Source organism: Scopulibacillus darangshiensis, assembly GCF_004341035.1.
GTDB classification, from domain to species: domain Bacteria; phylum Bacillota; class Bacilli; order Bacillales; family Sporolactobacillaceae; genus Scopulibacillus; species Scopulibacillus darangshiensis.
Genome location: NZ_SLXK01000028.1, coordinates 12,113 through 25,952, shown reverse-complemented (window position 1 = coordinate 25,952; position 13,840 = coordinate 12,113). Strand labels below are relative to the sequence as shown.

Here is a 13,840-nt window from a genome sequence, read left to right as displayed (position 1 = left end):
AGCATGATGTACTCTGTTATGATACCGGCCATAGCCACCGGCAAAGAGAAGGAAAATCGCTAAAAGCCTGGTCTCTCATTTGATGCTCCCAAAGCTCCTTCATTATTTCCGGGCAAAAAGGATGAAGGAAGGTTAAGGCTGTTAGCCGAGGGAGGAGATCATCGCTGTTAAGCAAATCTTCATTATAAGCTTTAAGAAAAGTATCAAGGTCTTCACCATTCTGCTTCAATACCGAGAACCAAAATGTCACCAAATCATACAGATAAGGGGCGGCTCTCGCATCACCCCAGTCAATCACCGCTCTTAACGTCTTCCCTTCGCTGAACAAAAAGTGATCCTCGGTCAAGTCACCATGCACGAGATTAACCGGCATGGCATCAAGAAGAGGCAGCTGCTTGTTCAAAAAATCGCAAAGATCAGGCCATATCTTATGGGCTGCCAAAAAGGGCAGTTGGTTGATTCGCCTCTTGATCTGAAGGAGTGCCGTCGCCCGGTGTGAGCGCCAATTAAGGATACCCCGTTCAATAGACGGCAAATGATCAGTTTTGATGTTATGCACACCTTTTAACCACCCGGCAGCCTTGCGAAGAAATGCTGTTTTTTCCTGTGCAGTCATAGTCTGTCTTGCTGCACCATATGGCTCGCCTTCAATATAGGTCATAATAATATACGGCCATAAGCTGCCTTCGGTTTCATAGCTGCCTGAAGCAATCAGTATCTCATCCTTTTCCTTTACAAGTCCTAGTGCAGCCCGCTCAATCTGGTCATCATCGATTAGGACACTAGGATAAATTTTGATCACCATGCTGCGGTCAAGAATGAAGACAGCGCTTGTTCCCGGAAGGCTCCCTTCAATGTTCTTAAACTTAAGCCCCTCTTTTTTACAAATCCGGTCAATATACGGCCGCCAAAAACTAACATCTGTAAAAACGTCCCGCCAATCATCCCATGACTGGATATCAGCTAAAATCATTGATGACCCCTTTTGAACCAAAGGACATTTTGGCTGATGCCCACCGCCAAGCGCCCTTCCCTGCATAAATAATGGAGATATCCAGTTATCGCCGTGCGATACAATGCCCAAGATCCGATGTTTTTTAATTCAATGCGCCATTCAGAAAGGGCGAGCTGTATACAGCCCTCTTGGCTTAGCCCTTCAGGATGCTTCTCAAACAAACCGTACAGCTGCTCCGCATTCCTTTGATGAAAATCGATATTGTTCTGAACCGTTTCCTTAAAATTTTCCTCATATACGCCATGGCCAGGCACCGCACCGCTTACAGGCAAGTCAAGCAGTCTTTTAAGAGATGCCAAGGTCCGATCAAGATCAATCAAAAAGGGGATGCCATGCTTTTCCAAGTAATCAAGAGACATATACGAGTCAGCGGCATATAAAATATCTTTATAAATGATGCCCATTTGGTTTTCTGAATGCCCGTCAAGCTTGATACACTCTACTGTTACATCGCCTAATTGAAGCATACCCTCGTCACATAGCTCGTCCACCCTTGCTGCCTTCCCTTCAAGGAATTTCGTTCGCATCGCTGCAGGCGGTTCATTTCCTTGATAGAGATAAAGAGGTTCCCATTTGGGATAGGCCAAGATATCCGCTTCAATACTGGGTGCGATCGTTCGGATATCTCTTTTCTTTTGCACGGTATGAGCTCCGCCGAAATGGTCGGCATGGGCGTGAGTAATCAACAAGTGTGTCAGCGGCCAGTCCTTCTCATCAAGCTGTCTGAGTACCTTCTTGATCGCAGAGGCATCAAGGCCGGCGTCAATTAACACACCCGTATCCTCATTTTTAATATATCCGACATTCACGGGACTGTGGAAATACCAGCAGTCATCAGTTATTCGTCTGAGTTCCATCAGAAAATTCCCCCATTCCTTGTATTTTGCATTATACTATCATTAAACCACTACATGATGAAAGGATGGTTGTCATGCAAATCAAAAAACGCGGAGATCTCATTGTGGATCAATACGGTAATTATTACTACGCGATTGATCAAAAAGAAAACACGCTTCTTCTCGTAAATGCCTTCATGGATCTCACCTTTCGCCGTAAGCTCGACGATATTTATTTTGAAGAAAACGAAGGCGACTATATTGGCGACCGCCCTATGTACTTATTAAAAGGAAACCTTGACATGATTATTAACAAGAAGAGCAAGCTTCAGATCTACCCGCTTGAAGAAGTCGAAAAACATTACGACGTCATTATTGAAACGTTATATCAGCGATAGCCATATTTGCTACAAAACTATAATTCAACAAAAGTTAAAGAAAACTTGCCGATTGGCAAGCCTTTAATAGGCGTAGCCAGAGGCTTAGTTGCCCTTATGTGCGTCAGAAAGTTATACTTTCTGATTAACTAAAGAAAACTCGCCGATTGGCGAGCCTTTGGCGAAGACAGAGGCTTAGTTGCACTTATGTGCGTAAGAAAGTTTATACTTTCTGATTAACTTAGAAAAGCCTTTTTCCCGATTATATAAAAACCAATACATTGTGAGGTCTCTACGAAATACTTAGCCGCACAATTTGCAAACCCGAATAACAGACACTTTAATGTCCATTTATTCGGGTTTTGTATGTTCATTTATACTTATAGTCATTTTTTAAATACTTGTGACATTGATGGTTCAGTGTAGTGAACGATGATAATGTAAAATATCTTTTAAAGAATCACTAAAAGCTATCTTGGGAGTCCATCCTATTTTCTCCATATTGGCGGTATCCATTTTTGCGACTCCGTTTTCTTTTATTCCTTGGTCAATAACTTTTATCTTGACTGAGGTCATTTGCTGAAATATATTGATGATCTCCTGAATACTTACTGAATGACCTGATCCAATTTCATAGGTTAATCCCGGTTGTCCTTTAAGTAATAATAGTTCGTATGCTTTAACTGCGTCCCTGGCATCCAAAAATTCCCTTTGTGATCGTAGGTTATTAACTTTTAATTCCACCGATTTATTTTTCTGTTCCTCATTAGCTATCCTTTTTGCAAATAAAGAAACAACACCATTTGATGGACCGGGTCCTATTAGATTTGATGGTTTCGCAATAACGACATGTTGCCCAAACAAGACATGCCAAGACTCAGATAACATTCTTTGGAGGGTTTTACTAATACCATAAGGATGAAGGGGAGGTTCCTTGGGCTGTGATGTTTTCTCAAGTCCTGAGCCGACTATTAAAATGTTACATTTGGGTGCATGCTCCCTCGTTGCTTCCAATAGATTTAATGTACCAAGTACATTGTTTTGCATTGTTGTAAGAGGAGTATCCCACGATTGCGGTACTGAATTAACGCCTGCCAAATGTAAAATATATTGGGGATCAACACTTTGGATCATTTGCCTGACAGCTTCAAAATTTGTTAGATCACATTCCACGGAGCAGCAATTAAGAGAAAAATGTTGTTTTGTCCTAACTGCTGCAACAGTTCTCCATCCCTTTTTTATAAAGTTCATACAGGCATGCTGCCCTGTAAATCCCCCGGCGCCTGTTATGAGAATGGTCGGCGCCTTTTTCATGAGGCATCAATCCATTGTTTTAGCTCCTTGATCATAGTAAGATACCCAGGGGTTTGATAGGCTATATCTCTTCGGGTATTTAACAACGTTCGATTGCAGACAGGCTCATTAACAGGATGGATGACGACATCATCTTTAGAAAATACGGTTTGGATAAGGGTTAAAAGCCCGAATTTGGATATTCTTTCGGGGGCCGTTAAGTGATACAGACCCTTAGCATCCATTTCTATTCCTTTTGTAATAAACTTAGCTAGTTCTAATGTTGTCACGCCATTCCAAAGAACATCTTTATAGCCATCTATACTTCCCTTTTGTTCCATAAACCATTTAAAGAGACCGATCCCTTCTTTTATCTCAGGGCCGATTATTGATGTCCGAATTGTTAAATGTCTAGAATCTTTGATTTCTCCTAGGGCCTTTGTCCGCGCATAAATAGATGTTCCGTCAGGTTCATCTGTCTCTGTGTAAGCGCCTTTTAATCCGCTGTATACACAATCGGTGCTTATATGGATTAGTTTCCCACCATATTGTTCCAAGTGTTTGGCAACCCCGTGTGGAAGAGCACTGTTAATGAGAATCGCTTCTCGAATGTTTTTTGAAGCCGACTCGTTTAGAATACCAATGCAATTGATTACAATATCAGGTTTTATTTTTGAAAGTAATGCGTGAACACTGCTTAAATTGGTTGCTTCAAGGAATATATGATTTGCATCATTCTTTTTTCGCGAAGTTACTAGGATGTTATGATTTGTGTTCTCACTTAAATAATTGGCAATAAGATGTCCTGCCATTCCGTTGCCGCCTAGGACAAGAATTCTCATGGTAAAAAACCGCCTTTTTGCAACATATCGAGAATATCCTTCTTCCCCATAAGATTTTCGCACGAGCTATAACTCTCCAAGTCTACCTTCTTAAAATTCAAATAATAATCCTTAAGCCCTGATATATTAATAGTTGGCAGTATAACGAAATATTCATTATCATAGTAAACAGTGTTATTTGTTTCATACTCTGATAAAAGAATTTCATGAAGTTTCTCTCCAGGCCTAATACCTGACTCCAGAATTTTAATATTAGTTTTTCCAGAGGCTTCTATTAATACATCTGCTAGATCGATAATCCGACAGGTTGGCATTTTCATGACAAATATTTCTCCGCCCCTGCTTTCATATGTCGCTTTAAATAGTAACTTGATTGCGTCCTCTAAGGTTAAAAAGAACCTCGTCATCCGTTTGTCGGTTATGCCTACAAAACCTTTTGAAATCTGATTTTTAAACACATGGATAACACTGCCATTGGTTCCTACAACGTTTCCTCCGCGAACACAAACGAACTTTGTATAATCACTTAAAAGATTTGCATGAATAATCAACTTTTCGCCAATCGCTTTCGTCATACCATAGAAATTGGCAGGGTTTGCAGCTTTGTCAGTAGAGATATACACAACTTTCTTTACTCTGTTCTTAATAGCCGCTTCTATCACATTCTGTGTCCCAATGACATTTGTTTTTAGGGCTTCGTTCGTTTGATGTTCACAAATTGGAACATGCTTCAAAGCCGCAAGATGGTAGACGACATCTACATTCTCACAGGCTTTTTTCATTGTATAAATATCCCTTATATCGCCTATGATAAAATTAAGCTTAGGATTATTATCAAAATGTCTTTGCATAGCCACCTGGCTAGCTTCATTTCTGGATAATATTCTAATTTCTTTTGGATCCTTCTCCAAAAGCTGTTTTACGAGCTCATGCCCCCAGGATCCCGTCCCTCCTGTTATAAGAATAATATTATTTAGCACTTGCTATCCCTCCAAATAAGTAAGCTATTATTTTGTCTGAAACCAAAGGATCCAAGTAGCCCTCCGGTATTTCCCATGTTTTTTCTTTTGATACCATGATACGTAAGGCATTTTCGATATTTTTTGAATCGAGCCCGGAAACAATGTTACTTCCACACTCTACCGTCTCAGGACGTTCGGTACTGTTACGCACCGTGACTGTAGGAACTCCAAATAAACAGCATTCTTCCTGAACGGTGCCGCTGTCCGTCAAGACACACCGGGCATTTTTCTCAAGTTTTACAAAATCAAAAAAACCGAAAGGCTCATAGTATTCAATCAGAGGATTTAAGGTGAATGTGGAAAGACGGTCTAATTTCGAGCGTGTGCGGGGATGAATACTGCATATCATTTTTTGATTGAAGACTTCTGCAATTCGATTTAAACCTTTAAAGATTTCAGTTAGATTGTGTTCCACATCAACATTTTCAGCCCGGTGTATCGTTACAAGAAAATAATCTCCAGACTTTAATTGCAATTTGTTTAAAATGTTACTTGTTTTAATGTTCAACTTATATTTGTCCAATACTTCAGATATTGGGTTGCCGCATGTAAAAATACGTTGTGCGGACAAACCCTCTTTCAGTAAGTTTTCCCGGCTCCTTTTTGTATATGGAAGATTTATTGTTGATACGGCATCTATTACTCTACGATTTTTTTCCTCAGGAACCCTTAAGTCATAGCAACGGTTTCCTGCTTCCATATGGTATACTGGTATGTTCATCCGTTCGGCAAGCACTGCACTTAACGCGCTATTGGTATCACCTAACAGCAGCACCTTATCCGGCTTTTCACTTTCTAAAATCTTCTCCAATTCACGAAACATGAGAGATAATTGATTCCCAAAAGAATTCTCCCGATTGTCGAGAATATAATCAGGCTTCCGAAGATTTAATTCTTCAAAAAACACATCATTAAGAGAGTAGGTAAAATTTTGGCCTGTGTGCACAATGATATGTTTGTCGGCAAATTGATCTATTTTCTTCATAATTACGGAAAGCCTAATTATTTCTGGCCTTGTTCCTATGATTGTTAGAATCTTCATACTATTGCTTTCACCTCTTCTTATTTTCATAATTATAGGGTATGAATAAAATCATCCCTTAGCTTGGATTGTTCTCCTAGAAAAAAGCAAGTCTTTAACCAATTTAGGAATTTAATTGTTTTATATTTTTAATAGTCATTACTTTATTAGATAAATACCACTGGTTGCAATGATAAAAATGATTATCAATTTAAAAGGTAGTACCGGAAGCTTTGTCGCTAATTTGCTTCCAATAAATACTCCGGGAATTGAACCGATCAATAATAAAATTAATATCGAATAATTCACGCTGTTTGTCCCAACCATTATAAGACTAGAAATTGCAACCAGGATTAGGGCATGGGCAATGTCGGTCCCTGCCACTTTTGAAGGGGCAACACGGTATACACTAAGTAAAAAGAGGCCAAATATAGAACCGGACCCAACTGATGTCATCCCTACAAAAGTACCTATAATAAATCCAAATAAAGGTGTTAATTTCCTCAAAGAAACCAACTTTTCCTTTAGGTATTTAGAAGGTAGAGTAAGCTGCAAAATTGTTAATAATGATGTTAAAATCAGAACATAACCAATTAAATGTTTTATTAATAACTGACTTGAGCCGATTTCCAATGTATTAAGTAAATGCAAAATAATGATTCCTAAAAATATTCCCGGTATACTCCCCCATGCAAGTTCCTTAACAATCCCGAATTCTATCGTTTTTTGCCTTAAGTGCGTCATAAAGCCCAAAAATTTTGTAACAGTGTTAAATAAAAAATCAGTTCCAATTGCTACGACAGGATTTGCACCTAAAAAAAGCAAAAAAGGCGTTAATAACGAAGCCCCCCCTACTCCGGTGAGCCCTATTAGTCCCCCGATGATAAATCCGCCCAAAACCAATTCTATGTTCATAACATCAATCCTTAATAGTGTTTTAAAGGAGATGCTCTATTTTATTCCTGACTCGGCTTTCTGATTGGATATTTTTCTTAATTCTGTTGATTTCACTCCTTACCTATCATCCATAATGGCCGTTTAACTATTATAAGTATCCAGACATTTAAAGCACGATTGCATAATGTTATAGAAAGCTATTTTATAATTTAGGAGGGTTAGTGTGACAATTAATCCACATGGTGGAAAACTAATAAATCAATTTCTTCCTGATTACGATATTAAGAATATTAAGGCTGAAATTGAATGTGATAATAAATCCTTGGCAGATGCGGAATGTCTTGCAAATGGAGCATTTAGTCCACTGAAGGGATTTATGGATGAGCAGGATTATAAACAAGTTGTTTCAGATATGCACCTAAAAAACGGGGTCGTATGGACCCTGCCTGTAACACTGCCCGTCACAGCAAAAGCAGCTAGTTGTTTATCAATTGGATCAAAAGCACGGCTTGTAAAAAACGGGATTATATACGGTGTGATTGAAATCGATGACATGTACGAACCGAATAAATTTTACGAGGCAAAACATGTTTTTGGAACACTTGATCCAAAACACCCAGGTGTAAAGATGCTGTTTGAAAGACCTGATATTTATATTGCAGGCCGCGTGATTATGATTAAATATCCTGACAAAAAAGACATGAACAATTACATTATGACACCTGAGAAAATCAGGGCTGAATTTACCAAAAGGCGCTGGGAGACCGTTGTTGGTTTTCAAACAAGGAACCCCGTTCATAGAGCACACGAGTATATCCAAAAAACCGCACTGGAAACAGTAGACGGCCTTCTGCTTCAACCACTAATAGGTGAGACAAAAAAGGACGATATCCCTGCAAACGTACGAATGCGTAGTTACGAAACTTTAATTGAACACTATTATCCTAAAAACCGCGTTTTATTAGCAACATTTCCAGCTTTCATGCGCTATGCAGGCCCCCGTGAAGCTGTTTTTCATGCGTTAGTCCGTAAAAATTACGGATGTACTCACTTCATTGTGGGAAGGGATCACGCCGGTGTCGGAGGATATTACGGAACTTATGATTCCCAAAAAATCTTTAAACAATTTGAACCTGACGAATTAGGGATTACCCCTTTATTTTTTGAACACAGTTATTATTGTAAAAAGTGCCATGGTATGACTTCCGACAAAACATGCCCTCATGGCGATAAGGAACACATAATATTGTCGGGTACAAAGGTAAGAGAAATGATAAAAAACGGGAAACGCCCACCCGCTGAATTTAGCCGTTCCGAGGTTATAGACGTTTTAATAGATGGAATGAAAAGTTAAAATTTTTTTCATACACTTTTTTATAATTTTATAAGACTGGTGTGTTTACAGTGGAAAAAGAACGAAACATTACTTGGCATAATACCAATGTCACAAAACAACATCGGCAATTATTGCATGGGCATAAAAGCCCTATATTATGGTTTACTGGATTATCCGGTTCCGGTAAATCGACAATCGCAAATCTCCTTGAACAAAACCTGCACAAATACAGAAAATCGACTTATCTTCTCGATGGGGATAATATACGACATGGGTTAAATTCCGACCTTTCCTTCAATTCTGAAGACCGTAAAGAGAATATTAGAAGAATAGGCGAAGTTGCTAAATTATTTGTCGATAGCGGGATTATAACCCTTGTTTCATTTATATCTCCATACAAAGCAGACCGGAAGATTGTGAGAAACCTTGTCCAAGATAAAGAGTTTATTGAGATCTATATTAAGTGCCCCCTAGATATTTGTGAACAAAGGGATCCAAAAGGGCTTTATAAAAGGGCCCGCAAGGGAGAAATCAAAAATTTTACAGGTATCTCATCACCTTACGAGAAACCTGAAGACCCCGAAATAATTCTTGAAACTGAGAAGGAAACAAAAGAGACCGCAGTTGATAAAATCATCAAATATTTAAAGGAACACCAATATATATAAAAAAGGTAGGTCCATTAGTATCGTCTATCATCATATTGACCCTGGAAAACTTGAAACTCGGCTTTATGACAATCCGCTAATAAAGTACCTTGTGGGCCTTGTATGCGACACGTTGTAATTGGCGTCATTGTCTATAACAGTGATATATAGGCATTCAACTGTTATTAGCGTCTAGAAGCTCCATATTAGATAAAAAAGTCTTTATAAAACGTTCTTTCTAGTGGAAATATTGAATAGTTAGGAGATGAAGTCAGTGTTTAAAAATCCACAGAATCCAAAGGTAAGTGTGATCATTCCTTTTTATAATTGTAAATATGTTCAACATGCAATAGAAAGTGTTCTCAAGCAAACGTATAAAAATTTTGAGATCATAGTAGTCGATGATGGGTCAACACAATATCGTGAATTAATAGATCCCTATAAAGAAAAAATAAAATATATTTTTAAGAAAAATGGCGGCACCGCGACAGCATTGAACTTTGGTATGAAACATGCTGCAGGTGATCTTTTTGCATGGTTAAGTTCCGATGATATGTTCCTGCCAAATAAATTACAAAAGCAAGTTGATTTTATGAAAGCAACTAATGCAGATATAGTATATACAAATTTTGACCTCATTAATGACAAGAACGAATTAACAAAAAGCAAGGTTGGTGTTCACCTGGCAAAGCGTATTGATTTATTAAGATTTCTTATGAAGGGTTGTCCGATTAATGGAAGCACCGTTTTAATGAAAATGGATGTTCTAAGAGGAGAAGGCCAATTTGATGAGTCTCTTATATACACACATGACTATGATATGTGGATTCGTCTAGCGATGAAGAAAAAGGTCGTTTCATTGAATGAGTCGCTACTTAAATATAGAATTCATGAAACCATGGGGAGTAAGAAACATACTGCAAAACAAATGCAGGAGGTCAAGGTCATACAACTTAAATATAAGCAAATGTTACAGCGATTTATTCTACTGGAATTAAAACAAAAGGGTGGTCGGTAAAGGTGCTTAAGTCATTACAACTGCCTAAAGTGGAAACATCTGTTTTTCCTGTTACACAACAACTTAATGATAAATCAGACATTAAGGTAAGTATTATTATTCCTACCTATAACAAATATCCGCTGAACCTATTTACTTTATATTCGCTGGAAAAACAAAACTTCAACATGAACCAAATGGAGGTCATTTTAGTCGACGATGGTTCAACCGATCCGACCTCCTCTATTCCATTTCAACATCAATTCCCTTTTCTTTTAAAATATATTAAGTGTTTTAATAATATAGGAAGACCTAAAGCCAGAAATTTGGGCATCAAGGCAGCCAGTGGTGAAGTCATTATTTTTTTGGATGCGGAAGTTATCGTAAAAAACGACTTTGTATTGAATCATTTTAATAGTCATATGTCTCGAAACAATTTAGTGAATATTGGAGTATTAGTAATGAAAGGGCTATATTCCGTCCTATTTCCAGGCTATACACAAGCACAACTTAACGAAGTAAACAAGCTGACACAGGATAACCCGCATTATAACAAAAAAATTAACGATTTCGTTTCGAATAAAAAAATAACCCCTTTGATCAGCCAAGCGGATATCCATAATGAGAATTATAGTATGTTATCATTTGTAAAACCTTTGGAGAAATTTTATGAAAGAGGCATTTTTAATCATTTCAACGATTCGTTTGCAGGGTACCGGTTACCTTGGATCGCATTTGGCACAGGAAATATATCAGTAAAAAGGTCTTTTTTGGAAAAGGTCGGATTATTATTTGAAGAATACGATGGATACGGTTGGGATGATATAGAAATGGGTTATCGTCTATACAAGTCTGGAGCTGTCTTTCAAAATGGGCGCAATATCGTGACCTATCATCAAGAACATCCAATTTCCACTTCTAACCAAATTGATGCAAATAATAATTATTGCCGTTTTATCGAAAAACATAATGATATTGATGCGATGGGAATCACTTTATCATTTACCCCAAGGCCAACAAATTACCATAAAATTAACGCTATTTTAAATGAATATCATCAATTGGGTACGAGTCACCCCCAACAATATAAGTTATTTAAAAAAGTATATAGGGAAATGCTTAAAAAAATAGCTTACAAGAGAAAAAACAATGAGCCAATAGCCAGATTGATTGATGGATTAATTACCCCAAATGAAAACAGAATGTTGGCGCTACAGAAGATGCATCTAGCTAAATTGAGGGTTTTCCATAATCTATTACAAAGTTTTCAAGAATTAGAGAGGTTTTAAATATTCCAATCACCCCTTATGTGTATATGGGCCTTTTTTCCAATGGGAATCTTTTTTTAATTGTCTGAGCCCGGAAACAGCCGTCTCTTTCTCAATAGACAATTTAACTATTACAAATATAATAGTGGATAAATACTCAATCACCTTTTGGTTTCCAATCATATAAATATATACATGTTCTAAAAAGAATTTAAGGAGGTTTACATTTGGGACAAAAAGTTGCTAAGCTACCACCCTTTTTAATGTCATCGGTGCCAAAAAGCGGTACCCATCTTTTGCATCAGATTTTAACAGGTATGCCGCACATTTCGATGGATATTAAAAATCCTCAAAAAAAATTCTTTTTCGATGCAGTAAATGAAACGGAACAATATTACGCAAATCTTTATCAAGATCACTCCAATCGTTTAAGTCTTCTTAAGGAAAATGAATTCGGATTAGGGCATATTAGATATACAAAGGAATATGCGAGTATCCTGGAAAAAGCCAATATGAAACACATTTTTCTACGACGTGATCCAAGAGATGTACTAGTATCGATGTCTTATTTTATAAAAGACAAGTGGCCTGAACATCCTTTTCATAAAGATTTTCAGTCACCCCACATGACTCCTAAAAAGCGACAAATGGCACTGATTAAAGGTGAACCAGGAAAATGGCCGGATTATTCCACATATATTTCCGGTTTTTATGACTGGCTAAATGACAAAAATACGTATAGTGTTTCATTTGAAGCTCTTATGCATTCAGTTCAGTACCAACGATCTACATTACTAAACTTAACGAAATTTTTGTGGGCAGAGGCGACACCACCTTGCACCTATGAACAAATGGTAAAAAGTATGGTCGCTAATATCAATCAAAAAACATCCGCAACCTTCCGTTCAGGTCAAATCGGAGGCTGGAAACAGGAATTTGACGATGAATTAAAAGATGCATTTAAAAATAATGCTGGCTACTTGTTGCGTCACTATGGATATGAACGGGATAATAATTGGTAAATAAAACTTGCCGATTGGCAAGCCTTTAATAGGCGTAGCCAGAGGCTTAGCCCGCACTTATGTGCGTAAGAAAGTTTATACTTTTTTATTAACTAAACCTAAATTGGGATTCCTTTAAAAAGGAATCCCAATTATTTATTTTTTAAGCTTTTAATCATGTCCATAAAGTTATTTGCGTAAGTAGTCAGTGTGAATTTTTTTTGAACGAGGTTGAGGGCATTATTTATGATGTTTTTTCTTAATTCTTGATTAGTCATTAACTCTTTGGCTTCCTGAACAGCTTTAGATATGTTGTGATGAGGGTATATTTTCCCGGTTTCATTGTGAATAATAGAAGCTTTAATGCCATCAGAATCAGACGCCAAAACAGGGCACCTGCAACTCATTGCCTCAACAACCGCATATCCAAATCCTTCTACTTTAGAAGTTGAACATAAAAAGCCACCGGAATCACCGATCATGGAGAAATACTCAGGCATTTTATGATGAGAAATATTATTAAACAAAGAAAGATGTTTTACTAATTGAAGTGAATGTAGTTTTGTTTGGAAGTTAAGTCGTTCTGATTTAGCGGTTAATGTATTATCCTCGAACATCCAAATTTTCATATTGGGATTTATTTGATGCAGCGTATAACATATGTCTAAAAAGTCTTTCCAGTTTTTGTTTTCTTCAATTCTGCCAACCCAACCAATGACAGGGTTATTAGGGCTTGAATTCTTTTTGTACTGAAAAATAGAAGTATCTATACAATTATCAAAACAAAATTTTTTTGTGTTTGGATAATATGAATCAATGAAATTGATTAAATGAGGGGTACGTGGAAATAATATGCCATCCGCATACTTCTCAATAAACGGAGCCGCATTTCTTAACCAATTTTGGGCAATAATTTTATCTCCTAACCCTTGAACTTCATAAATTATCTTTCCCTTATATTTCATTTGCCTTAATCGTTTTACAAATAGGTGGTCAGCCCCAACAATAATATAATCATAGTTGCCATCAAGTAAAATTTTTCGTATTTCTAAATCACTTTTTGTTATAAATATCGGGATACCAGTGATATTCTGAACCCCTGATCCACTTTGAAAATACAAAAAGTGGAAGTTTACCCCGTGTTGTTTTAATGCGGCATGCCTTTGACGGGCTAATGTTTCCATGCCTCCACTTGGTAAGTAGTACACAAAAAGTATATTCATGATGACTCCTTTCTTTAAACTGCCGATATAACTCTAAGTTAGAAAATAAATAAAAAAGGAATGTT

14 protein-coding genes are annotated in these 13,840 nt (G+C 37.4%); 6 read left to right on the top strand and 8 right to left on the bottom strand.

What is annotated here, in order from left to right; translation table 11 throughout:
• Nucleotides 1-16 precede the first annotated feature (16 nt).
• Both EV207_RS16220 and EV207_RS16215 read right to left on the bottom strand, forming a co-directional pair.
• Nucleotides 17-973: a phosphotransferase family protein gene (locus EV207_RS16220; protein WP_165886978.1), complete on the bottom strand. Its 957-nt coding sequence runs from the start codon at nucleotides 971-973 to the stop codon at nucleotides 17-19.
• Nucleotides 970-1,872, bottom strand: coding sequence for an MBL fold metallo-hydrolase (locus EV207_RS16215; RefSeq protein ID WP_132747208.1), 903 nt, complete (start codon nucleotides 1,870-1,872; stop codon nucleotides 970-972). Before EV207_RS16215 ends, EV207_RS16220 begins: the two co-directional genes overlap by 4 nt.
• 74 nt (nucleotides 1,873-1,946) lie before the next feature.
• On the opposite strand from EV207_RS16215, the gene EV207_RS16210 reads away from it, so the two are divergent.
• The gene (locus EV207_RS16210; RefSeq protein WP_132747207.1) at nucleotides 1,947-2,249 is read left to right on the top strand and encodes a hypothetical protein; all 303 of its coding nucleotides are present in this window, start codon (nucleotides 1,947-1,949) and stop codon (nucleotides 2,247-2,249) included.
• Nucleotides 2,250-2,645: 396 nt separating this feature from the next.
• Here EV207_RS16210 and EV207_RS16205 read toward each other — a convergent pair whose 3' ends face one another.
• The 5 genes from EV207_RS16205 to EV207_RS16185 all read right to left on the bottom strand — a co-directional run bounded on the left by EV207_RS16205 (nucleotide 2,646) and on the right by EV207_RS16185 (nucleotide 7,303).
• A complete protein-coding gene (locus tag EV207_RS16205; protein WP_132747206.1) occupies nucleotides 2,646-3,542 on the bottom strand; it encodes an NAD-dependent epimerase/dehydratase family protein in 897 nt (298 codons plus the stop codon).
• A complete protein-coding gene (locus EV207_RS16200) occupies nucleotides 3,539-4,363 on the bottom strand; it encodes a dTDP-4-dehydrorhamnose reductase family protein (protein ID WP_132747205.1) in 825 nt (274 codons plus the stop codon). Before EV207_RS16200 ends, EV207_RS16205 begins: the two co-directional genes overlap by 4 nt.
• The gene (locus EV207_RS16195) at nucleotides 4,360-5,343 is read right to left on the bottom strand and encodes an SDR family NAD(P)-dependent oxidoreductase (protein ID WP_132747204.1); all 984 of its coding nucleotides are present in this window, start codon (nucleotides 5,341-5,343) and stop codon (nucleotides 4,360-4,362) included. The genes EV207_RS16200 and EV207_RS16195 overlap by 4 nt, the downstream gene beginning before the upstream one ends.
• Nucleotides 5,333-6,427: a non-hydrolyzing UDP-N-acetylglucosamine 2-epimerase gene (gene wecB / locus EV207_RS16190; RefSeq protein WP_132747203.1), complete on the bottom strand. Its 1,095-nt coding sequence runs from the start codon at nucleotides 6,425-6,427 to the stop codon at nucleotides 5,333-5,335. Before wecB ends, EV207_RS16195 begins: the two co-directional genes overlap by 11 nt.
• Nucleotides 6,428-6,565: 138 nt before the next feature.
• The gene (locus EV207_RS16185) at nucleotides 6,566-7,303 is read right to left on the bottom strand and encodes a sulfite exporter TauE/SafE family protein (RefSeq protein ID WP_165886977.1); all 738 of its coding nucleotides are present in this window, start codon (nucleotides 7,301-7,303) and stop codon (nucleotides 6,566-6,568) included.
• Between the two features lie 223 nt (nucleotides 7,304-7,526).
• Here EV207_RS16185 and sat point away from each other — a divergent pair, with 223 nt between their 5' ends.
• The 5 genes from sat (at nucleotide 7,527) to EV207_RS16160 (ending at nucleotide 12,573) form a co-directional block, all read left to right on the top strand.
• A complete protein-coding gene (sat, locus tag EV207_RS16180) occupies nucleotides 7,527-8,657 on the top strand; it encodes a sulfate adenylyltransferase (RefSeq protein WP_132747201.1) in 1,131 nt (376 codons plus the stop codon).
• A 50-nt stretch (nucleotides 8,658-8,707) separates the two neighbouring features.
• Nucleotides 8,708-9,307: an adenylyl-sulfate kinase gene (cysC, locus tag EV207_RS16175; protein WP_132747200.1), complete on the top strand. Its 600-nt coding sequence runs from the start codon at nucleotides 8,708-8,710 to the stop codon at nucleotides 9,305-9,307.
• Between the two features lie 253 nt (nucleotides 9,308-9,560).
• The gene (locus EV207_RS16170; RefSeq protein ID WP_243647112.1) at nucleotides 9,561-10,304 is read left to right on the top strand and encodes a glycosyltransferase family 2 protein; all 744 of its coding nucleotides are present in this window, start codon (nucleotides 9,561-9,563) and stop codon (nucleotides 10,302-10,304) included.
• Between the two features lie 2 nt (nucleotides 10,305-10,306).
• Nucleotides 10,307-11,572, top strand: coding sequence for a glycosyltransferase family 2 protein (locus EV207_RS16165; RefSeq protein WP_165886976.1), 1,266 nt, complete (start codon nucleotides 10,307-10,309; stop codon nucleotides 11,570-11,572).
• A gap of 206 nt (nucleotides 11,573-11,778) precedes the next feature.
• Nucleotides 11,779-12,573, top strand: a complete 795-nt coding sequence (locus tag EV207_RS16160; RefSeq protein ID WP_132747197.1) for a sulfotransferase domain-containing protein — start codon at nucleotides 11,779-11,781, stop codon at nucleotides 12,571-12,573.
• Between the two features lie 131 nt (nucleotides 12,574-12,704).
• Here the strand turns inward: EV207_RS16160 and EV207_RS16155 are convergent, their stop codons facing one another.
• Complete coding sequence (locus tag EV207_RS16155) at nucleotides 12,705-13,775, bottom strand: glycosyltransferase family 4 protein (protein WP_132747196.1); 1,071 nt, start codon at nucleotides 13,773-13,775, stop codon at nucleotides 12,705-12,707.
• Between the last annotated feature and the right edge of the window lie 65 nt (nucleotides 13,776-13,840).